The sequence below is a fragment of the Brevundimonas sp. AVps23W genome (assembly GCF_058681395.1).
Map to the genome: position 1 here is coordinate 293779 of NZ_CM178738.1, position 20960 is coordinate 314738.

At 68.1% G+C, this 20960-nt stretch carries 16 protein-coding genes; 8 read left to right on the plus strand and 8 right to left on the minus strand.

The genetic code is table 11. The features are described from left to right. Window positions 1-51: 51 nt before the first annotated feature. Together trmD and rplS are read left to right on the plus strand one after the other, a co-directional pair. The gene (gene trmD / locus ACW177_RS01395; RefSeq protein ID WP_492026883.1) at window positions 52-792 is read left to right on the plus strand and encodes a tRNA (guanosine(37)-N1)-methyltransferase TrmD; all 741 of its coding nucleotides are present in this window, start codon (window positions 52-54) and stop codon (window positions 790-792) included. A 1-nt stretch (window position 793) separates the two neighbouring features. After that, a complete protein-coding gene (rplS, locus tag ACW177_RS01400) occupies window positions 794-1216 on the plus strand; it encodes a 50S ribosomal protein L19 (RefSeq protein WP_492026884.1) in 423 nt (140 codons plus the stop codon). Window positions 1217-1303: 87 nt separating this feature from the next. Here the strand turns inward: rplS and ACW177_RS01405 are convergent, their stop codons facing one another. From ACW177_RS01405 to ACW177_RS01420, 4 genes are all read right to left on the minus strand, one after another. Further along, window positions 1304-2056: a DUF1223 domain-containing protein gene (locus ACW177_RS01405; RefSeq protein WP_492026885.1), complete on the minus strand. Its 753-nt coding sequence runs from the start codon at window positions 2054-2056 to the stop codon at window positions 1304-1306. Window positions 2057-2113: 57 nt separating this feature from the next. Continuing rightward, window positions 2114-4321, minus strand: coding sequence for a prolyl oligopeptidase family serine peptidase (locus ACW177_RS01410; RefSeq protein WP_492026886.1), 2208 nt, complete (start codon window positions 4319-4321; stop codon window positions 2114-2116). A gap of 148 nt (window positions 4322-4469) precedes the next feature. Further along, window positions 4470-6629: a prolyl oligopeptidase family serine peptidase gene (locus ACW177_RS01415; RefSeq protein ID WP_492026887.1), complete on the minus strand. Its 2160-nt coding sequence runs from the start codon at window positions 6627-6629 to the stop codon at window positions 4470-4472. A 93-nt stretch (window positions 6630-6722) separates the two neighbouring features. Further along, the gene (locus tag ACW177_RS01420; RefSeq protein WP_492026888.1) at window positions 6723-7514 is read right to left on the minus strand and encodes a potassium channel family protein; all 792 of its coding nucleotides are present in this window, start codon (window positions 7512-7514) and stop codon (window positions 6723-6725) included. Window positions 7515-7554: 40 nt separating this feature from the next. Here ACW177_RS01420 and dapF point away from each other — a divergent pair, with 40 nt between their 5' ends. From dapF to ACW177_RS01445, 5 genes are all read left to right on the plus strand, one after another. Beyond that, window positions 7555-8385, plus strand: coding sequence for a diaminopimelate epimerase (gene dapF / locus ACW177_RS01425; protein WP_492026889.1), 831 nt, complete (start codon window positions 7555-7557; stop codon window positions 8383-8385). A gap of 141 nt (window positions 8386-8526) precedes the next feature. Beyond that, window positions 8527-10884: an NADP-dependent malic enzyme gene (locus ACW177_RS01430; RefSeq protein WP_492026890.1), complete on the plus strand. Its 2358-nt coding sequence runs from the start codon at window positions 8527-8529 to the stop codon at window positions 10882-10884. A gap of 2 nt (window positions 10885-10886) precedes the next feature. Next, window positions 10887-11759 carry a 16S rRNA (cytidine(1402)-2'-O)-methyltransferase gene (gene rsmI / locus ACW177_RS01435; RefSeq protein ID WP_492026891.1) on the plus strand — a complete coding sequence of 291 codons (873 nt, stop codon included), beginning with the start codon at window positions 10887-10889 and terminating at the stop codon, window positions 11757-11759. Then, window positions 11756-12187, plus strand: coding sequence for a YraN family protein (locus ACW177_RS01440; RefSeq protein ID WP_492026892.1), 432 nt, complete (start codon window positions 11756-11758; stop codon window positions 12185-12187). The genes rsmI and ACW177_RS01440 overlap by 4 nt, the downstream gene beginning before the upstream one ends. Further along, on the plus strand, window positions 12184-12999 hold the full coding sequence (locus tag ACW177_RS01445; protein ID WP_492026893.1) for a transglutaminase family protein: 816 nt from the start codon (window positions 12184-12186) through the stop codon (window positions 12997-12999). Before ACW177_RS01440 ends, ACW177_RS01445 begins: the two co-directional genes overlap by 4 nt. Here the strand turns inward: ACW177_RS01445 and ACW177_RS01450 are convergent. Then, window positions 12996-14249 (minus strand): UbiH/UbiF/VisC/COQ6 family ubiquinone biosynthesis hydroxylase, encoded by a 1254-nt coding sequence (locus ACW177_RS01450; protein WP_492026894.1) that lies wholly within the window; start codon window positions 14247-14249, stop codon window positions 12996-12998. The genes ACW177_RS01445 and ACW177_RS01450 overlap by 4 nt on opposite strands. Before the next feature lie 136 nt (window positions 14250-14385). Between ACW177_RS01450 and ACW177_RS01455 the strand changes: the two genes are divergently transcribed. Beyond that, window positions 14386-16797 (plus strand): DNA translocase FtsK, encoded by a 2412-nt coding sequence (locus tag ACW177_RS01455; RefSeq protein WP_492026895.1) that lies wholly within the window; start codon window positions 14386-14388, stop codon window positions 16795-16797. A gap of 17 nt (window positions 16798-16814) precedes the next feature. Here the strand turns inward: ACW177_RS01455 and holA are convergent, their stop codons facing one another. The 3 genes from holA to leuS are packed head-to-tail and all read right to left on the minus strand — an operon-like array spanning window position 16815 to window position 20892. Continuing rightward, the gene (holA, locus tag ACW177_RS01460) at window positions 16815-17867 is read right to left on the minus strand and encodes a DNA polymerase III subunit delta (protein WP_492026896.1); all 1053 of its coding nucleotides are present in this window, start codon (window positions 17865-17867) and stop codon (window positions 16815-16817) included. Further along, window positions 17864-18343, minus strand: coding sequence for an LPS assembly lipoprotein LptE (gene lptE, locus ACW177_RS01465; protein ID WP_492026897.1), 480 nt, complete (start codon window positions 18341-18343; stop codon window positions 17864-17866). Before lptE ends, holA begins: the two co-directional genes overlap by 4 nt. After that, window positions 18343-20892 carry a leucine--tRNA ligase gene (leuS, locus tag ACW177_RS01470; RefSeq protein ID WP_492026898.1) on the minus strand — a complete coding sequence of 850 codons (2550 nt, stop codon included), beginning with the start codon at window positions 20890-20892 and terminating at the stop codon, window positions 18343-18345. The genes lptE and leuS overlap by 1 nt, the downstream gene beginning before the upstream one ends. Window positions 20893-20960: the final 68 nt, after the last annotated feature.

Here is a 20960-nt window from a genome sequence, read left to right on the forward strand (position 1 = left end):
GCGCACAGCATCCGATGGATTTTTTCCTCCGTTCGGGGCTAAAGGGCGCCCATGCCCTTCACCGCCACCGTCCTGACCATGTTCCCCGAGGCCTTTCCCGGCCCGCTCGGCGTGTCGCTGATCGGCACGGCCTGGCGCGAGAAAGGCTTGTGGAGCCTGGATACGGTTGACATTCGCGGCTTTTCCACAGATACGCGCGGCTTCCTGGACGACACCCCTGCGGGTGGCGGCCCGGGAGCCGTGCTTAAGGCGGACGTGGTGGCTCGGGCGGTGGATAGCCTGCCGGGGCCGACCAACCCTTCTAGGGGGCGCCCGCTTTTGTACATGAGCGCCCGGGGTCGGCCCCTGACCCAGGCGCGCGTCAAGGAATGGGCGAAAGCAGACGGAATCGTCGTGCTGTGCGGCCGTTTCGAGGGGGTGGACCAGCGGGTGCTCGACGCACGCGGGTTCGAGGAGGTCTCGGTCGGAGACGCGGTGCTCGCCGGCGGCGAGGCGGCGGCCATGGTCGTGATCGAGGCGTGCGTAAGACTGATCCCCGGAGTGCTCGGCGCGGCAGACAGCCTGTCGTCCGAAAGTTTCGAGGATGGGCTTCTGGAACACCCGCAGTACACGCGACCGCGGACGTTCGAGGGGCTTGAGATTCCCGAGGTGCTGCTGTCGGGCGACCACAAGAAGGTCGCACAATGGCGCGAGGCGCAGCGGGAGAAGACCACGCGGGAGCGGCGGCCGGACCTCTGGCAGGCGCATCTCGCCAACTCACAGGCAAAGAGCGCAAAGCTCGAGGAGAAATGACATGAACATCGTTCAGCAGTTGAACGCCGAAGAAAAAGCCCGCGTCCTGGGCGACCGCAAGATCCCGGACTTCCAGCCCGGCGACACCCTGCGCGTCAATGTGAAGATCAAGGAAGGCGAGCGCGAGCGCGTCCAGGCCTTCGAAGGCGTCTGCATCGCCCGTGACGGCGGCGGCATCAGCGAAACCTTCACCGTCCGCAAGATCTCGTTCGGCGAAGGCGTCGAACGCAAATTCCCCATTCTGTCGCCGAACATCGAGTCGATCGAAGTGAAGCGCCGCGGCGTCGTGCGTCGCGCCAAGCTCTATTATCTGCGTGATCGTCGCGGCAAGTCGGCCCGGATCGCCGAACGCCAGACCGTTCGCCCTGCCAAGGGCGTCGTGGCCCCCGAGACGGGCGCCGCCGACAAGGGCGACGAAGCCTGATCCAGGGCTTAAGACGAAACAGGAAAGGCCCCGGCGCGAACGCCGGGGCCTTTTTTCTGGCGTGACCCTTTGGACCGGATCGACGGCCTACTTCCGGATTGCGGCGCCGATGATCCGGCGATCAGCCTTGGCCTGGATCATGACGACCACGGCCTCGTCGCCCTGCGTCTGCGGCAGGTCGAACAGGGCGGGACGGCCTTGCCAGTCGCCCAGAGGGACGATGTCGCGCACCACATTGACGTGACGGACCGTCTTGCCCCGGTTCTCGCCACGACTGACCTCGACCACTTGCGAGCCGGGCGTGTAGGTGACGGCCAGCACCTCGGCGCCCCCGACCGGCGGACGGCCTGATCCGACGCCGACGCGGTCGCCGGTCTCGCGGAACTCGATCTCGGGCGGCCAGACCTGACGACCCGCCTCCTCGACGATGGCGGTCTCCAGTTCCTGGCCCCGCGCGCCGGACACCTGACGCCGACCGTCGATCACCACCTGGGGCGTCGAGACCCCGCGCTGGCGCAGGGCGACACGGTAAGCGCGCTGGCGCTGGGAAAACTCGGGCCGGGCGAAGGTGTCGGTCCAGCCCAGATAGTCCCAGTAGTCGACCCCATAGGTCAGGGCGATCACGCCGGGCTCGGCCGCCGCCCGCTCGACCACCGCATTGGCCTCGACACAGCCGCCGCAGCCCTGGGCGGTGAACAGTTCGACCACGACCGGCGGACCGGCGTTCACCGCATGGCGAACGGGCTTGGCGCGCGGCCCCGCAGGCTGGGCGACCGAGCCCACGGACAGGACGGCGCCCGCCATGACCGTCGCCGCGATGACCCAGATCCTGTTTCTCATGCCGACGTTCTTAACCCTCGTGGACGCCGCCGGGGGTCATAAGTGCGTGAGCCGCCCTCAGTCCATCAGCTGTTGCGACAGATAGACATAGTGGCGGGCCCAGCGCCGCGCGTTGGCCACCGGGTCTGCGTCGTTGGAGTGACCGCCGGCCGTGTCCTCATAATAGAGATGATCGTGGCCCTGATCGCCCAAACGGGCGGCGAACTTGCGCGCATGGCCCGGATGGACGCGGTCGTCGCGCGTGTTGGTGGTCAGATAGACGCGCGGATAGGTCACGTCGGGCCGCAGTTGCTGATAGGCCGAATATCGAGCGATCCACTCGGCTTCTTCGGGGATGCGCGGGTCGCCGTATTCGCCGATCCACGAGGCGCCGGCCGGCAGCTCGTGATAGCGCAGCATGTCCACCAGCGGGCTCTCGATCACCGCCGCATTGAACAGTTCCGGGTGCTGGGTGATCGACACGCTGGTCAGGACCCCGCCGTTCGACCGGCCATAGATGCCCAGACGGCGCGGGCTGGTGACGCCGCGCTGTTCCAGATCGCGCGCCACGGCGGCGAAGTCGTCGAAGGCGCGCTGGCGGTTTCCGTCCAGCGCCGCCTGGTGCCAATCGGGCCCGAACTCGCCGCCGCCGCGGATATTGGCCTGAACGAAGACCCCGCCCCGCTCCAGCCACAGCTTGCCCATCTCGGGCTTGTAGGCCGGATTCAGACTGACCTGGAACCCGCCATAGCCCAGCATGATGGTCGGGTTCGACCCGTCCAGCTTCATGTCGCGCGGGCGGGTGATGAAATAGGGGATCTTGGTCCCGTCGGTCGAGGTGGCCTCATACTGCTCCACCACATGGGTCGAGGCGTCGAACTTGGCCGGGGCGGATTTCAGCTCTGTCAGAGCGGTCGATGCGACCGAAGCGAGGCTCAGCGTCGGCGGGGTCAGGAAGCCCTGGGTCGAGACGAAGACCTGCCCCTTCGACTTGGACGAGTCGCCTAGGCCGACGGCGACATTCTCGGGCGTCGCCACGTCCTGACGTCGCCAGCCGAACTCGCCCCGGTTCTCGAAGATCGCCAGCCGCCCCGCGACATTGTCGGACAGGGAGGCGACGACCTGGCGATCCAGAACGCGAACGTCGCCCAACGATTGACGCTCTGCGGGCTGATAGATCAGGTAGGCCTGATTGCTGATGCCCAGATCGTTGCGGTCGGTCCGCAAATGGTTAAGCGGCATCGAAAGCAACGAACCGGCCTTGTAGGTGGCGCCAGTGAAGGTCCAAGCCTCGTCGTTCGAGACGATCAGCAGGTCGCCCTGGGCGCCGAAGACGCTGACCCGGTCCGGCAGGGCCAGTTTCACCGTCGATCCGTCGTGGGCCATGGCCCAGGTCTCCGACCGGAAGGTGTCCAGCGGGCGGGTGATGATCACCGCCGTCACCTTGCCGTCCTTGTCGCGATAGACGGCGGGGCTGACGCCATAGCCGCCGTCGCCCTGTTCGCCGCGATAGACCTCGACCGCCTGAGCCAGGGTCTGGCCGCGCTTCAGCGTCTTGACGATGAAGGGATAGCCGGACTCGGTCATGGTCCCGGCGCCGAAATCGGTGGCGACCAGAAGCGTGTCGCGGTCCAGCCATTCGATGCGGTGCTTGCCCTCGGGCAGGCTGAAGCCGCCGTCCACAAAGCGTTTGGTCGTCAGGTCGAACTCGCGCACGACCACCGCATCCTTGCCGCCGTCCGACAGATTGATCAGGCAGCGGGTCTCGTCGGGCGCCAGGCAGTCGGCGCCCTTGAACACCCAGTCCTTGCCCTCGGCCTTGGACAGGGCGTCGATGTCCAGCAGGGTCTCCCACTGCGGCGTCGCGGTGCGGTAGCTGTCCAACGTCGTGCGGCGCCAGACGCCCTTGGGATTGGTCGCGTCCTGCCAGAAATTGCCGATCCCCTCGCCGAGGAAGGACGGGCCGGGGATCCGGTCGGTGGCGGTCAGGATGGCCTGGGCCTCGGCGCGGAAGGTTTCGTAGCGAGGATCGCCGGTCAGGACGGCCAGGGACTTCCGGTTCTCTTCGGCGACGAAGGCCATGGCCTCGGCCCCGTCCACCTGCTCCAGCGCCAGATGATCATCCGCCGCCGCGACGCCCGCGGGGGTCAGGTCGCGGGGGAAGTGGGGCGGGCGGCTGTCGTTCGTCGAGACGACGATTTCGTCGACGCCGCCCGGTGTGGCGGCTCCGGCGCAGGCTCCGAGCAGAAGGGCCGGAATGGCGGCAGACAGGATCAGATGACGCATGGCTTAAACTCTCCGCTCATCCCGGCGAAAGCCGGGACCCAGACCTTTGGGCGTTCGGCGCCGCCCATGTGTACTGAACTCGATCCCAGCCGCCGAACCTCGCGAAAGCACTGGGTCCCGGCTTTCGCCGGGATGAGCGGATAGAGACCTATTCCTGCGCCGGGGAATCCATCAGCCGGCGCGACAGATAGGTGTATTCCAGCGCCAACCGACGCGCCGTCTCTTGCAGGTTCGCCCCTGCCGCATGGCCGCCGTCGGTGTTCTCATAGAACAGCACCGGATAGCCTAGCTCTTCCAGACGCGCCGCCGCCTTGCGGGCGTGGCCCGGATGGACCCGGTCGTCCTTGGTCGAGGTGTGGATGAAGACCTCCGGATAGGGCTGGCCCGCCCGCAGGTTCTGATAGGGCGAATAGGCCTGAATCCAGGCGCGCTCCTCCGGAACGTCCGGATTGCCGTATTCCCCGATCCACGAGGCGCCGGCCAGCAGCTTGTGGAAGCGCAGCATGTCGAACAGGGGCACCTGGATGACGGCCGCGTTGATCAGATCGGGCCGCTGGGTCAGCATCGCCCCCATGAACAGGCCGCCCTGCGACCCGCCCATGATCCCCAGCTTCGGCTGGCTGGTGATATCGCGCGCGATCAGGTCCAGGGCCACGGCCTGGAAGTCCTCGTGCGCGCGCTGGCGGTTCTGTTGCAGGGCCGCCTCGTGCCAGCGCGGGCCGAACTCGCCGCCGCCGCGCGTATTGGCGATGACATAGACCCCGCCCCGCTCCAGCCACAGCTTGCCGACCGTGGCCGAATAGCCGGGCAGCAGCGAGTTTTCGAACCCGCCATAGCCGTACAGCAGCGTCGGGTTCGTCCCATCCAGCGGCATGTCCGCCTTGTGGACCACGAAATAGGGGATCATCGTCCCGTCGGCCGAGCGGGCCTCGTGCTGGTCCACCGTCATGCCGGCGGCGTCGAACTTGGCCGGCATCGACTTGACCTGATCCACCGCCCCGGTCGCCGCATCGGCCAGCCACAGGCTGGACGGGTTCAGATAGCCGGTGACGCTGACGAAGATCTTGTCGTCGGTCTCGGAGGCCGAACCCACGCCCACCGAGACGTTCTGCGGCAGATCCAGGGTCGTGTGGGTCCATTCCGTTTCGCCGGGCGTATAGACCCGCACCGAGCCGCGCACATTGTCGTACAACGCCACGACCAGGGTATTGCGGGTCGCGCTGACCCCCTCGACGGCCTGACGCTCGGTCGGACGCAGCACCAGCACGGCGGGCGTGGCCTGGTCTTCCAGCCAGGCGTCCAGCGGCCAGGCGATCAGGTCGCCGCTCTTGAAGTCCTGGCCCGACGGCGCGGTCCAGTCCTGCTTCAGCGCCACCACCAGCTTGCCGGCGACCAGTCCGGTAATGTCCGACTTGGCCGGCAGGGCCAGTTTCACCACCGCCCCGTCGTCGCTCACGCGATAGGTCTCGGACGAATAGAAGTCGATCGACCGGTTGATCAGGGTCGCCTTCAGCACCCCGTCGGCGTCGCGCAGCGTATAGCCGGACACCGAGACGTCGGTCGATTCGCCCATGAACAGGACATCGGCCTGATCCAGCGACTGACCGCGCATCATCCGCTTCACTATCATCGGATAGCCGGAGTTGGTCAGGGTGCCGACGCCGAAATCGCGCGAGATCAGCAGGGTGTCCTTGTTCAGCCAGGTCGCGCCGCCCTTGGACTCCGGCAGGAAGAAGCCGCCCTCGACGAAGCTGCGGGTCACGCTGTCGAACTCGCGCAGGGTCACGGCGTCCTTGCCGCCGTTCGACAGGCTGATCAGGCAGTAGCGTTCTTCGGGGGCCAGGCAGGTCGAACCCTTGTAGACCCAGTTTGCGCTCTCGGCCTCGGCCAGGGCGTCGATGTCCAGCACCGTCTCCCACTGGGGTTCGGCGGTCTTGTAGGAGTCCAGCGTCGTGCGCCGCCAGACGCCGCGCACATGCTGGGCGTCCTGCCAGAAGTTGTCGATATGGCCATCATGGGTGAAGCCGGGCGACGGGATCCGGTCGCGCGCCTGAACGATGGCGAGCGCCTGCTGGTGCAGGGGCTCATAGCGGGGGTCGCCCTGCAGCACACCCAGCGAATGGGCGTTGTGTTCTTTAACCCACGCCATGGCCCGCTCGCCTTCGACGTCTTCCAGCCAGACATAGGGGTCGCTCGCCTCGCTGGTCGCGAAGGCGGGGGCGGAGGGGGCGGTTTGGGCCATGGATACCGACGTCAGGCTGGTGGAGGCGAGAAGAGCCGCGAGCACGGCGGCGGATGAGCGGATCATGGACAGTCCCCGGAATTGAAGACGGGCACCTTAACGGCGACCCGCCCTGCGGCAAGGCGACGAATCCGCCCTTACGGTTTTGTCATCTTTGTCTCAGCCCTCGTCGGGGATGCAGATCAGGTTCCCACAGGCCTTGCAGTGGACCGCGTCCGGGTCATGAGTCTGAAGGCCGCAGCGGTCGCAAGGGAAACGAACCTTGTGCGGCTTGATCAGAGCCTGGGCCAGACGCAGGAACAGGGTGATCCCGACCAGCATGATGGCGATGGACAACAGCTTGCCCAGCACCCCCGGCAGGGTGACGTCGCCGAACCCGGTCGTCGTCAGGGTCGCCACGGTGAAATAGAGGGCGTCGATATAGCCGCTGATCCCGTCATGCCCCCGGAAGGTCGCATAGACGAAACCGGTCACCACGAAGACGAAGGTGACCAGACCCGAAAGCGCGCGCACGATCCCCTCGACCCGCGTGTCGTCGAACCGGGCGCCGACGGTGCGCCAGAAGAAGTCGGAGTTCAGCAGGGTCCACAACCGCAGCATCCGCAGGAAGCCGAGATTGAACAGCCAGGCCGGGAACAGCAGGGTCGCCAGGATGAACAGGTCCAGCCAGACGATCGGCTTCTTCAGCCAGTCTCGAACGTCGGAATAGGCATAGGCCCGCGCCGCCAGATCGACCGCCAGCAGGGCGGCGATCAGATAGTCGAGCACATAGAAGGCCCAGCCCATGTTCTTCAGGATCGGCGCCGCCAGGAAGAAGGCGATGATGGCGAAGTCGATGACGATGACCGTCAGCCGAAACTTAACCGCCGCCGGCTGTCCGCCATGATACAGGTATCGCAGCCGCGCGCGCAGCCTCAGGCCGTCCTTGGGGTCGGTTTCGCTCTGGGACACAGTGGTTTCCGGACGACAGGGATAGGCCTATATGGCCTGCATGACCCGTCCTTTCATCAAGATGAACGGCGCCGGCAATGACTTCATCGTCATCGACGCGCTGGAAACGCCGTTTCGTCCGACCGAGGATCAGATCCGCGCCCTGGCTGACCGCGCCTCGGGCGAGGGATTCGATCAGCTGATCGCCATGGAGCCGTCCGACACCGCCGACGCCTTCATGCGGGTGTGGAACGCCGACGGCTCGATGGTCGAGACCTGCGGCAACGCCCTGCGCTGCGTCGGCTGGCTGCTGATGGAGGCCAAGGGCTCGGACCGGGTCGTCATCGACACCGCCGCCGGCCCCACCACCGCCGCTCGCGCCGGCGACCGCCAGGTGACGGTTGATATGGGCCAGCCCCGGCTCGACTGGACCCAGGTGCCTCTGGCCGAGGAGATGGACACCCGTGGGATCGAGCTTCAGGTCGGCCCCATCGACGCCCCCCTGCTGCACACGCCCGGCGCCGTCTCCATGGGCAATCCGCACGTCGTCTTCTTCACCGATCGCCAGGACGACGGCTTCGTCACCGGCTCCGGCTCCCTGGTCGAACATCACCCGCTGTTTCCCCAGGGGGTCAATGTCGGCTTCGCCCATGTGCTTAACCGCGACCATATCCGTCTGCGCGTCTGGGAACGCGGCGCCGGCCTGACCAAGGCCTGCGGCACCGGCGCCTGCGCGGCACAGGTGGCGGCGGTCCGGCGCGGCCTGACCGAGCGCAAGGCCACGGTCGTGGTCGATGGCGGCGAATTGACCATCGAATGGGACTCGGCGACGGACCATGTGCTGATGACCGGCCCGGTCGAAGTCGAGCGCACCGGCGTCCTCGCCTTTTGACGCTCGGCAAGGGTTGACGCTGACGCGAACGGAAACTTGCGCCCTAGTCTGTGAACCTTCCGGGGCGTCAAGGCTTGGCGCGGCCCTTCCCACACTCTAGGACACGAACGGTTACAGCCCCGCCGACGCCCTGGACGCCCCATGCCCGATCAAACCGAAAAACAGACCTTCTCCGACCAGGAAGCGCTGGACTTCCACCGCATCCCCACCCCGGGCAAGATCTCCATGGCCCCGACCAAGCCGATGGCGACCCAGCGCGACCTGTCGCTGGCCTATTCGCCGGGCGTGGCCGTGCCGGTCCTGGCCATCGCCGCCGATGCGGACAAGGCCTACGAATACACCTCCAAGGGCAATCTGGTCGCCGTCATCTCGAACGGCACCGCCATCCTGGGCCTGGGCAACCTGGGCCACATGGCCTCCAAGCCGGTGATGGAGGGCAAGTCGGTCCTGTTCAAACGCTTCGCCGACGTCGACAGCTTCGACGTCGAGGTGAAGACCACCGATCCGGACGAGTTCATCACCGTCGTCAAGAACATCGGCGACACCTGGGGCGGGATCAATCTGGAGGACATCAAGTCCCCCGAATGTTTCGTCATCGAGAGCGAGCTTCAGGACCTGCTGGACATCCCCGTCTTTCATGACGACCAGCACGGCACCGCTATCATCTCGACCGCCGGCCTGATCAACGCCTGCCATGTCGCCGGCAAACGGCTGGACGAGGTCAAGGTGGTGCTGGCCGGCGCCGGGGCGGCGGGCCTGTCCTCCATTGCCCTGATGAAGGCCGCCGGCGTCAAGGCTGAGAACACCGTCATCTGCGACAAGGACGGCGTCGTTTACCAGGGCCGCGAACACGGCATGGACCAGTGGAAGGCCGCCCACGCGACCGACACCTCGCTGCGCACCCTGGCCGAGGCCATGGTCGGCGCCGACGTGGTGCTGGGCCTGTCAGCCAAGGGCGCGATCACCAAGGAGATGGTCGCCTCGATGGCGCCCAATCCGATCATCTTCGCCATGGCCAACCCCGATCCCGAAATCACGCCGGAAGACGTCAAGTCGGTCCGGTCCGACGCCATCATCGCCACCGGCCGCTCGGACTATGTGAACCAGGTCAACAACGTCCTGGCCTTCCCCTATCTGTTCCGGGGCGCCCTGGACGTGCGCGCACGGCGCGTGAACCACGAGATGAAGGTCGCCTGCGCCCAGGCCCTGGCCGCACTCGCCCGCGAGGACGTGCCGGACGAGGTCGCCGCCGCCTATCGCGGCCGCAAGCTGAAGTTCGGCCCCGACTACATCATCCCGACCCCGTTCGACCCGCGCCTGATCTGGTACATTCCGCCCTTCGTCGCCCAGGCGGCGATGGATACCGGCGTGGCCCGCGTCCAGATCGAGGACATGGACGTCTATCGCAACGCCCTGCGTTCGCGCGTCGATCCGTCCGCCGCCCTGATGCAGAAGATCAACTCGGCGGTGCGGGGCGGACCGAACAAGCGCGTCGTCTTCGCCGAGGGCGAGGAACTGGCCGTCATTCGCGCCGCCTGGGGCTTCAAACAGGCCGATCTGGGCACGCCCATCCTGGTCGGCCGCGAGGATTTGATCCGTCAGAACGCCGCCGAGGCCGGGCTGAACTTCGACGATCTGGGCATCGAGATCACCAACGCCCGCGTCTCGGGCCACAATGTCGAGGACACCGACTGGCTGTACGAGAAGCTGCAACGCCGGGGCTATCTGCGCCGCGACGTGGCGCGGATGATCAATCAGGACCGCAACTATTTCGCCGCCACCCTGGTCGCCAAGGGCCGGGCCGACGCCATGGTCGCGGGCGTGACCCGCAACTTCAACATGGCCCTGAAAGAGGTCCAGCGCGTGCTGGACGTCGAGGACACCCTGATCGGCCTGTCGATCCTGCTGGCCAAGGGCCGCACCCTGTTCGTCGCCGACACCACCATCCACGAACTGCCGGACGCGGCTGAACTGGCCGACATCGCCATCAAGGCCGCCGAGACCGTGCGCAGGCTGGGCCGCAATCCGCGCGTGGCCTTCCTCAGCTATTCGACCTTCGGCAATCCGCCCGGCGACCGCGCCGAAAAGGTGCGCGAGGCCATCCGCATCCTGGACAAGAAGGGCGTCGATTTCGAATACGAGGGCGAAATGCCGCCCGAGGTCGCCCTGGATCCCAAGGGCCACTCCGCCTACGCCTTCAACCGCCTGACCAAGCCGGCCAACGTCCTGGTCATGCCCGCCATCCATTCGGCCGCCATCTCGACCAAGCTGGTCCAGGCCCTGGGCGGCGCCACCGTGATCGGCCCCCTGCTGGTCGGGCTGGAGAAGCCGGTTCAGATCGTCTCCCTGGGCGCCTCGGTCAGCGAGATCATCACGGCCGCCACCTTCGCCGCCTATGACGCCGGCCCCGCCTTCCAGGGTTCGGGCCTGACCTCGGCCCCGCGTCCGCCGGCCGCCGTGGTCGAAAAGCCGAGCACTGCGGTGCCGCCCACCGTCTGATCATGAGCGAACCCGGCCCCTTCCCGCCGACCGCCCCCCCGCCCCGGCGGGTGGAGCCGGGTCTCTATCTGGTGGCGACGCCGATCGGGAACCTGCGCGACATGACGCTCAGGGCCCTGGACGTCCTGGCGGCCGCCGACCTGGTCCTGGCCGAGGACACCCGCGTCACCGCCAAGCTCCTGACGGCCTATGGGCTGAAGGGGAAGCTGGAACGCTGCGACGACCACGCCTCCAGCCGCGCCGCCGAACAGGCGATCGAGCGCCTTCGGGCCGGCGAGGTGGTGGCCCTGGTCTCCGACGCCGGCACGCCCCTGGTCTCCGATCCCGGCTTCGTCGTCGCGCGCGCGGTGATCGCCGAGGGCCTGCCGGTCCACCCGATCCCCGGCCCGTCCAGCCTGTTGGCCGCCCTCTGCATCGCCGGCCTGCCCGCCGACCGCGTCCTGTTCGCCGGCTTCCTGCCGCCCAAGACCGCAGGCAGGACCGCCGCCCTGGAAGGGCTGAAAGGCCAGCGCCAGACCCTGGTCTTCTTCGAAAGCGGCCCGCGCCTGCGCGACAGCCTGACCGACATGGCCGCTGTCCTCGGTCCCCGTCCGGCCGCCGTAGCCCGCGAACTGACCAAACTCTATGAGGAGTGCGTCCGAGGGTCTCTGGACGAACTGGCGGTCGATCCCCGCCTCGACGCCCCCAAGGGCGAGATCGTCGTGGTCATCGGCCCCGGCGAAGCGGAAGAAGCGACCCAGGCCGACGCCGATGCGGCCCTGACCGACGCTCTGACGCGGCTTTCGACCGGAGAGGCCGCCTCGGAAGTGGCCCGCGCCCTGGGGCTGAACCGCAAGACCCTCTACCGCCGCGCCCTGGAGCTTCAGGGCAAGTGAACCCCCGCCTGCCCCGCCCGGCGCCGAACCGACGCCCCAAGGCGGCGTGGCGTCAGGCCAAGGGCGTCGCCGCCTTCAAGGCCGGCCATGCGGCGGAGTGGATCGCCGCCCTATGGCTGATGCTCAAGGGCTATCAAATCCTGGGGTTCCGGCTGAAGACCCGCTCGGGCGAGATCGATCTCCTGGCCCGGCGCGGCCCCGTCCTGGCCGTGGTCGAGGTCAAGCGCCGCACCCGGCTCGACCTCGCCGTCCTGGCGCTAAAGCCCGCCCAGCATGACCGGCTGGTCGCGGCGGGCGAGGCCGTCCGGCGCAATCGCCCGGCCCTGCAACCGCTTGAATTGAGAATTGATATGGTGGCGCTGGCTCCCGGTCGGTTTCCGCGTCATCTTCGGGGCGTTCAGAAACAGGGCGCTGAAGGGATCGCATGACGCGGGAAGAGGCCGAGGCCATCCTGACGTCGGCCGGAGAGGGCGGCGACGAAAGCTTCCCCCTGCTGGAGGCGGCGATCGCCTGCGCCATCCACGACTATCCCTTCCGTGACCCCGAGCCGGTCCGCACCCTGGCCCGCAGCGCCTGTGAAAGGCTGAAGGAGCGGATCGGCGGAGAAGGCCCCGACGAGGCCCTGTCCGAGACCCTGTCCGCCGATCTTCAGCTGAACGGCGACCTGATACACGCGGACCATCCCGCCAATACCGACATCATCGACGTGGCCCAGCGTCGGCGCGGCCTGTCGGCGGCCCTGGCGGTCTTCTATCTCCATGCGGCCAGAGCAGCCGGGCTCAAGGCCGCAGGCGTCGATTTTCCGGGCCATTTCCTGGTTCGGGTCGAAACGGCCGAGGGGCCGGTGGCCCTGGATCCCTTCAGTCAGGGGCGGCTGGTCCTGCCCAGCGAACTGACCCGACGCGCCCTGCGGGCCGGCCTGACGCCGCACGTCGCGGACCGGCTAGACCTGCTGATGGCCCCGGTGACGGACCGCCAGTCGCTGATCCGGCTACAGAATCTCCTCTTCAGCCGCGCCATCCGAAGTCGGGACTACGACGCCGCCGAACGCTCCGCCCTTCGCCGCGCCCTGCTGGACCCGGACGACCACCGCCCCTGGCTGGACGTCGCCGCCGCGCGCGAGAAACAGGGGGCTTTAGCCGGCTCTCTGGAAGCCCTGGCCCGCGCCCATGGCCTGGACGGCGTCGAAGAGGCCCGACGTTCAACGACCTTCGAACGCGTACGGATGCGGCTGAACTAGACCGCCTCGCCGCGCAGCAGCCGCGGCAGATCCCCTGTCGCCCCACCGGCCTCCTGCATGAAGGCCCGGCGCAGCGGCCCAATCCGGTTCACCGCCGCCATGCCCAGGTCGCGGGCGATCCGCACCGGGGCGATGTCATTGGAGAACAGCCGCACGAAGGCGTCGAAACCCGCCGCCAGGGCCGCATTGTCGAACCGGCGCCAGCGGGCGTAGCGTTCCAGCACGGTCTCGGCGCCCAGATCCTCGCCCAGCCGCGCAGCCTCGGCCAGCACCTCGGCCAGGGCGGCGGCGTCCTTCAGCCCCATGTTCAGGCCCTGGCCCGCGACCGGATGCACCCCGTGGGCGGCGTCGCCGATCAGGGCGATGCGCGGCGCGACCAGACTTTCGGCCAGGCTGAGCGACAACGGATAGACGAAGCGCGGTCCCTCGACGGAGACCCCCTCCAGAAACTCCCCGAACCGCCGCATCAGATGCGACTGGAAGGCCGCGTCCGAGGCGTCGCGCAACGCCTCGGCCCGACGTGTCGTCTCGGTCCATACCAGGCTGGCGCGCTGATCCGTCAAGGGCAGGATGGCGAAGGGGCCGCTGGGCAGGAAATATTCGTGGGCGACATTGCCGTGGTCGCGACCCAGCCGAACCGTGGCCACCACCCCGCTCTGGCCATAGCCCCAGCCGACGGTCTCGATCCCGGCGGCGCGGCGCACGGTCGAGCCGCGCCCTTCCGCCCCCACCACCAGGGCGGCGGTCAGGACCGAGCCGTCGGCCAGGGTCACGGTCGCCCTGCCCGTGTCGGTCTCCACCGAAGCGACCGAGGCCGGGGCCCGCACCTCGATCCCCGCCGCCGTCACCGCCTCGGCCAGAGCCGCGCGGATCCGCCGGTTCTCGACCATATAGCCCAGCGGCTCGCCGCCGGTGCGCCCGCCGATCTCCTCGGCGTCGAACCGCAGGAAGGCCGGCGACGCCGCCCGGCTGGCCGCGCCCGGCCGACGGCCGTCCGTGACGAGAATATGATCCATCCGGCAGGCGTGCGGCCGCAGCGTCTGGCCCAGCCCCAGGGCGTCCAACATACGGAAGGTGGAAAAGGCGATGGCGGTCGAACGCCCGTCGAAGGTCGGCGCCAGCTGGGCGCTGAACGGCTGCGGATCGACCAGCACCACCTTCAGCCCGCCCTGCGTCGCCGCCAGGGCGAAAGCCGCCCCGGCCAGGCCCGCGCCGGCGATGACGATGTCGTAGGGTTCGGTGTCTGCCATGGGACGCTTGTCGCCCCGACGGCTGCAAACGTCCAGTAGGCGGTTTGTCTCTCTCGGCCGCTGGTAAACAACCCCTTAACCCTGAGGGTGCGAAAAGGACGGTCGAACGTCACCCGCCCGGAAGGTCACGCCTTTCATGTCCACCGCCCTCGCCGTCGGCCGTCAGGCCTGGATCAGCGCCCGCATCCTGTGGGAGGCGCCCTTTGTCGTGCGGTTCAGGGGGGTGCTTCAGGCCCTGTTGGCGACCCTGCTGCTGGTCGCCCTGGTCTCGTGGAATCCGGCGGACGCCAGTCTGAACGCCGCGTCCAGCCTGCCGACCACCAACTGGCTGGGCGCGAACGGGGCCCTGTTCGCAGACCTGTTCATGCAGTCGCTAGGCCTCGCCGCCTGGCCCGCCGCCCTGTTGCTGGTCGCCTTCGGCCTGGCCCGCGCGGTCGGCGACGCCATACAGCAGAGATTGAAGCCCAGCCCGATCAAGGCCCTGGCGGCCACGGCCGGAACCCTGTTGCTGTCCGGCGCCCTCGCCGCCCTGGCCGCGCCCGCCGCCTGGCCCCTGGCCGCCGGTCTGGGCGGCCTGTGGGGCGACGCCTTCACCGGTCTGACCGCCCAGGGCCTGGCCGCGCTACGCATCCCCGGCGGACGGATCATCGCGGGCCTGGTCTTCCTGGGCGGCGGCCTGTGGCTGACCGGTTTCGCCATCGGCCTGCGCGCCATGGACTTCGTCGATACGCTCCACTGGAGCAGGTCCTTGCGCGCCCCCGCCGCGCCGCCCCCGCCGGCTGCCCGCAAACCGCGCGCCAAGGCGGCGCCGAAGCCTAAGCCCGAGGTTCGCGCGCCTGCGCCTGTCATGGACGCCGCCTTCGCGCCGGATCAGGACCCCGACGGTCCCCAGACGGCCTATGACGACCTGCCGCCGTGGGAGGACGAACCCGCTCCCGCCGCCCGCGCCGCGCCCCGCTCGGTCGAACCCCGCGTCGCTGCGGTCAAGGCGCCCAAGCCGCGCAAGGAAGACGCCGACCAACAGGCCTTCGTCTTCGACCGTCCCGAAGGCGCCTTCGACCTGCCGCCGCTCGGCATACTGACCAAGCCGGCCCAGCGCGTCGGTTCGGTGGACGAGGATTCGCTGAAACAGAACGCCAAGATGCTGGAAGGCGTGCTGCAAGAGTTCGGCGTGCGCGGCGTGATCGATCAGATCCGCCCCGGCCCGGTCGTCACCCTGTACGAACTGGTGCCGGCCCCCGGCGTGAAACACGGCCGCGTCGTCGCCCTGGCCGACGACATCGCCCGGTCCATGTCCGCCCGCGCCTGCCGCATCTCAGTGGTCCAGGGGCGAAACGCCATCGGCATCGAACTGCCCAACGCCAAGCGCGAGACCGTCTATCTGCGCGACCTGCTGTCCAGCGCCGAATACGACAAGAAGGGTCACCTGCTGCCCCTGGCCCTGGGCGAGACCATCGGCGGCGAACCCTATGTCGCCGACCTGGCGCGGATGCCCCACCTGCTGATCGCGGGCACCACCGGCTCGGGCAAGTCGGTCGGGGTCAACGCCATGATCCTGTCGATCCTGTATCGCCACAGCCCGGCCGAATGCCGCTTCATCATGATCGACCCCAAGATGCTGGAGCTGTCGGTCTATGACGGCATCCCGCACCTGCTGGCGCCGGTCGTCACCGATCCGAAGAAGGCCGTCGTGGCCCTGAAATGGACGGTGCGCGAGATGGAGGATCGCTATCGCCGCATGTCCAAACTGGGCGTGCGCAACATCGCCTCCTACAACGAGCGCGCCCGCGAGGCCCAGGCCAAGGGCGAGCATTTCGAACGTACGGTCCAGACCGGCTTCGACGACCAGGGCCGTCCGGTCTATGAGTCCGAGAAGATCCGGCCCGAGCCCCTGCCCTTCCTGGTCGTGGTCATGGACGAGATGGCCGACCTGATGCTGGTCGCCGGCAAGGACGTGGAAGGCGCCGTCCAGCGCCTGGCCCAGATGGCCCGCGCCGCCGGCATACACCTGATCATGGCGACCCAACGCCCGTCGGTGGACGTCATCACCGGCACCATCAAGGCCAACTTCCCGACCCGGATCAGCTTCCAGGTCACGTCCAAGATCGACAGCCGCACCATCCTGGGCGAACAGGGCGGCGAACAGCTGCTGGGCCAGGGCGACATGCTTTATATGGCCGGCGGCGGTCGCATCACCCGCCTGCACGGCCCCTTCGTCGACGACAAGGAAGTCGAGGACGTCTGCAAACACCTGAAGGCCCAGGCCGAGCCCGACTATCTGGACCTGATCACCGACGAACCGGACGGCGACGGCGACAACAGCTTCGACGAGGGCGGCGGCGGTTCGGGTGACGATCTCTATGATCGCGCGGTGGCCGTGGTCACCCGCGACCGCAAGGCCTCGACCAGTTACGTCCAGCGCCGGCTACAGATCGGCTACAACCGCGCCGCCTCGCTGATCGAACGGATGGAGCAGGAAGGCGTGGTCAGCCCCGCCAACCACGCCGGCAAGCGCGACGTCCTGGCCGGCCCCCCGCCGATGGTCTGAGGCGCGTCCTCAGGCCGTCAGAGCCCCAATCGTCTGGCCCGCCCGGCGATCTCCAGCAGCAGGCGTTCGGCGATCAGCTGATCGGGCATTCCTGTCGTCTTGGTGGCGACATCGGCGGTGTTGATGCTGTCCAGAACCTCGTCCAGCGCCTCCAGCCGCCAGGCGCGGGCCTGACGCAGCATTTCCGCCTCCTGTTTCCAGAAGACGCCGGCCGCCTTGGCCGCCTCCTTGGCCCCCGCGCCATTGGCTTGCAGAATATTGATCCGCCGCAGCCGTCCCAAATGCAAGGCGGCGGACCGCACGGCCAGGACCGAGGATTCGCCCTCGGCGAAGGCTCGCCTCAAGCCTGACTGGGCGGGACCGGGTCGGGCGCCGAAGGCCTGAAGCGCCGCGTCAGACAATGAGGCGTCCGGTTCGACGCCCAGATGCTGTTCCAGCTCTTCAACATCGATGGTCCGGCCCGAGCCGGGACCGATGAACAGGGCCAGGCGCTCGATCTCCTGGCGCATCAGGCCCCGCTCGCGCGGCAAACGGCCGACGAACCGGTCCAAAGCGTCAGCGGTCAGGCCCACCTTGTCGACGGCCAGGGCCTCGCGGGTCATGCGCGCGACATCGCCGGTCTCGTCTTCATAGCAGACGATGCCGACGGCCCCGTTCTCCTTCTCCGCCGTCTTGCGCAGCGCGGATTCACGGCCCAGCTGGTCGGCCTCGACCACCAGCATGGCGTCGGGATTATAGCCGCCCTCGGCATGGATCTTCACGGCGGCGGCCACCGCCTTGTCCACGCCGGGCTTCAGCGTCGAAAGACGAATCCGCACCAGACGACGCCCGCCCATCAGGGACATGGCCGTCAGGGCCTCTTCCAGCTTGCTTTCGTCGCTGTCGATGTCGCTGTCGGTCAGGACGGTGACGTTGAACGGGTCGTTCAGGTCCGGAGTGATGGCCCGGCACAGGATCTCGGCCCGTTCGGCGACGCCCGACCGGTCCTTGCCGTGGATCACCGCCGCCCGGATGGCCGGATCGGGCGCCTTCAAAAAGCGATCGATCTCTGGGCGTTTGGCGAGGATCACCGGTTCGACAGCGCCTGCATCAGGGCCAGACGGATTCGCCGGGCCAACTCGGAGGCGGCGCGCTCCTCGCCGTCCTGCTGGGCCGAGATGGCGGCATAGGGCTGGTCGGCCGAGGCGTAGGTGGTGGTCACGGTCTCCACGCCCGAGACGGGCGCGCCGCCGGCCACGGGGGTCAGGGTCCAGGTCGCCTTGACCGTCAGCTCATAACGGGTGGCGGTGTCGTCGATCCGGCGGCCCAGCGAGCGCCGCTCCTGCTCGACCTGCGTCGTCAGGCGATACAGGGGCGCAGCGGAACGATCCCAGCCCAGGGCGTCCTCCAGTTGCTCGCGCAACCGATAGCCCAGCCGGTCGTCCTGCACCGAGACGGCGATCCGGCGCAGGGGCGAGCCCACGGCCGGCTCGGCGTACATGGGGGTGAAGCCGCAGGCGGAAACCGCCAGCGCGCCCAGGACCGCCAGAACCGCTGCACCGCGCATCAGCCGGCCACCAGATTGACGATCCGGTCCTTGACCACGACGATCTTCTTCACGCTCAGACCCTCCAGACGCGCCTGCACGGTCTCGTCGGCCAGAACCAGGGCCTCGACCTCGGCGGGCTCCATGCCACGCGGCACGCGGATTTCCGCGCGACGCTTGCCGTTGATCTGGATGGGCAGGACCACCTCGTCGTCGGCCGCCAGCGCAGCGTCCCACACGGGCCACGGCGCGTCCAGAACCATCCCGTCTTCGCCCAGCTGGGTCCAGCATTCCTCGGCCAGGTGCGGGGTGAAGGGGGCGATCAGGCGCGCCAGGGCCGACAGGGCCTGACGCTTGGCGTCGCCGCCGGCCTGGGCGCTGTCGCGGACGGTGGCGACGAAGGCGTACAGCTTGGCGATGGCCGAGTTGAAGCGGAAGCCCTCGACCCCTTCGGACACGGCCTTGATCGCCTTGTGCGTCTCGCGCAGCAGTTCGGCGTTGGCCTTGTCCTCGCCCGCGAAGCCGGCGTCATAGGCGTCGAACAGGGTCCAGGTCCGCTGCACGAACCGGCTGGCGCCCTCGACCCCGCCGGGGGTCCACTGCACGTCCCGTTCGGGCGGGCTGTCGGACAGGACGAACAGACGGCCGGCGTCCACGCCGTGGCTCTCCAGAATCTCCTGGGGCGCGACGACGTTCTTCTTGGACTTTGACATCTTCTCGATGTCGCCGATGACCAGGGTCTCGCCGGTCGACAGCTGGCGCGCGGAGCGGACGCCGTTGTCATTGCTGAGCTCGACATCTGTGGGCTCAACCCACTGGCCGGTCTGGCGGCGATAGGTCTCGTGGACCACCATCCCTTGGGTGAACAGGCCGGCGAACGGCTCCTTCACCGACAACATGCCGGCGTCGGACAGGGCGCGGGTGATGAAGCGGGCGTACAGCAGGTGCAGCACCGCGTGCTCGACCCCGCCGATATACTGATCCACCGCCAGCCAGCGGTTGGCCGCCTCGGTATTGATCGGCGCGGCCGCGGTCGGATCGGTGAAACGGGCGAAATACCAGCTGGAGTCGACGAAGGTGTCGAGCGTGTCGGTCTCGCGCGTCGCGTCCTGGCCGCAGGACGGGCATTTGACGTGTTTCCAGCTGGGGTGACGGTCCAGCGGATTGCCGGGCACGTCGAACGTCACATCGTCAGGCAGGACGACCGGCAGCTGTTCGGCGGGAACCTCCACCGGGCCGCAGGACGGGCAGTGGATGATCGGGATCGGGCAACCCCAGTAGCGCTGGCGCGAAACGCCCCAGTCGCGCAGGCGATAGATGGTCGCGCCCTGGCCCGTGCCGGCCGCCTCGACGCGGCGAACCGCCTCGGCCTTGGCCGTCTCGATGTCCAGACCGTCCAGGAAGTCGGAATGGAAGATGGAGCCGGGGCCGGTATAGGCCTCGTCGCCCACGGCGAAGTCGTCGCCCGCGCCTTCGGGGCGGACCACCGGGATCACCGGCAGGTCGTACTTGCGGGCGAAATCCAGGTCGCGCTGATCATGGGCCGGACAGGCGAAGATGGCGCCCGTGCCGTATTCCGACAGGATGAAGTTGGCGATCCACACCGGTACCTCGGCGCCGGTGAAGGGGTGGAGAACCTTCAGGCCCGTGTCCCAGCCGATCTTCTCGGCCTGGTCGATATCGGCCTGGGACGTGCCGCCCGCGCGGCATTTGGCGACGAAGTCCGCCACCGCCGGATCAGCCTCGGCCAGCTGTTTCGAGATCGGGTGATCCGGTGCCAGACCCAGGAAGCTGGCCCCAAACAGGGTGTCGGGCCGGGTGGTGTAGATTTCGACGCCGGCTTCGTACCCCTCTGGGGCCGCGCCTGCGAACTGCCAGGTCATCTGCAGACCCTTGGAGCGGCCGATCCAGTTCTCCTGCATCAGCCGGACCTTCTCGGGCCAGCGCTCCAGGGTCTTCAGACCGTCGATCAGGTCGTCGGCATAGTCGGTGATACGCAGGAACCACTGGTTCAGCTTGCGCTTCTCGACCACCGCGCCCGAGCGCCAGCCGCGCCCGTCGATCACCTGCTCATTGGCCAGGACGGTGTTGTCGACCGGGTCCCAGTTGACCACCCCGTCCTTGCGATAGACCAGACCGCGCCGATACAGCTCCAGGAACCAGCCCTGCTGCTTGCCGTAATATTCCGGGTCGCAGGTCGCGAACTCGCGCGACCAGTCCAGCGACAGGCCCAGCAGTTTCAGCTGGTCCCGCATCTGGGCGATATTGTCGTAGGTCCAGCCCTTGGGGTGGATGCCGCGCTCCATGGCCGCGTTCTCGGCCGGCATGCCGAAGGCGTCCCAGCCCATCGGGTGCAGGACGTCATAGCCCTGGGCGCGCTTGGACCGCGCCACCACGTCGCCCATCACATAGTTGCGGGCGTGGCCCATGTGGATGTTCCCCGACGGATAGGGAAACATTTCAAGTACATAGTATTTCGGCCTGCCGGTGTCCTTCGTCACGAAGGCGGAGGCGTCCGCCCAGCGAGCCTGCTGGCGGGGTTCGGCGGTCTTGGGTTCGTAACGGGCCACGGTCGTCCTGAAGTCAAAAGGGCGCTGCCGCCCTCCCGGCTCACTAGCCCGAAGGACGACAGCGCCCA

Bases quoted from the DNA above. Each gene is read 5' to 3' on its own strand.
- trmD (WP_492026883.1), top strand. From the start codon at position 52: ATGCCCTTCACCGCCACCGTCCTGACCATGTTCCCCGAGGCCTTTCCC.
- rplS (WP_492026884.1), top strand. From the start codon at position 794: ATGAACATCGTTCAGCAGTTGAACGCCGAAGAAAAAGCCCGCGTCCTG.
- ACW177_RS01405 (WP_492026885.1), bottom strand. From the start codon at position 2,056: ATGAGAAACAGGATCTGGGTCATCGCGGCGACGGTCATGGCGGGCGCC.
- ACW177_RS01410 (WP_492026886.1), bottom strand. From the start codon at position 4,321: ATGCGTCATCTGATCCTGTCTGCCGCCATTCCGGCCCTTCTGCTCGGA.
- ACW177_RS01415 (WP_492026887.1), bottom strand. From the start codon at position 6,629: ATGATCCGCTCATCCGCCGCCGTGCTCGCGGCTCTTCTCGCCTCCACC.
- dapF (WP_492026889.1), top strand. From the start codon at position 7,555: ATGACCCGTCCTTTCATCAAGATGAACGGCGCCGGCAATGACTTCATC.
- ACW177_RS01430 (WP_492026890.1), top strand. From the start codon at position 8,527: ATGCCCGATCAAACCGAAAAACAGACCTTCTCCGACCAGGAAGCGCTG.
- rsmI (WP_492026891.1), top strand. From the start codon at position 10,887: ATGAGCGAACCCGGCCCCTTCCCGCCGACCGCCCCCCCGCCCCGGCGG.
- ACW177_RS01445 (WP_492026893.1), top strand. From the start codon at position 12,184: ATGACGCGGGAAGAGGCCGAGGCCATCCTGACGTCGGCCGGAGAGGGC.
- ACW177_RS01450 (WP_492026894.1), bottom strand. From the start codon at position 14,249: ATGGCAGACACCGAACCCTACGACATCGTCATCGCCGGCGCGGGCCTG.
- ACW177_RS01455 (WP_492026895.1), top strand. From the start codon at position 14,386: ATGTCCACCGCCCTCGCCGTCGGCCGTCAGGCCTGGATCAGCGCCCGC.
- lptE (WP_492026897.1), bottom strand. From the start codon at position 18,343: ATGCGCGGTGCAGCGGTTCTGGCGGTCCTGGGCGCGCTGGCGGTTTCC.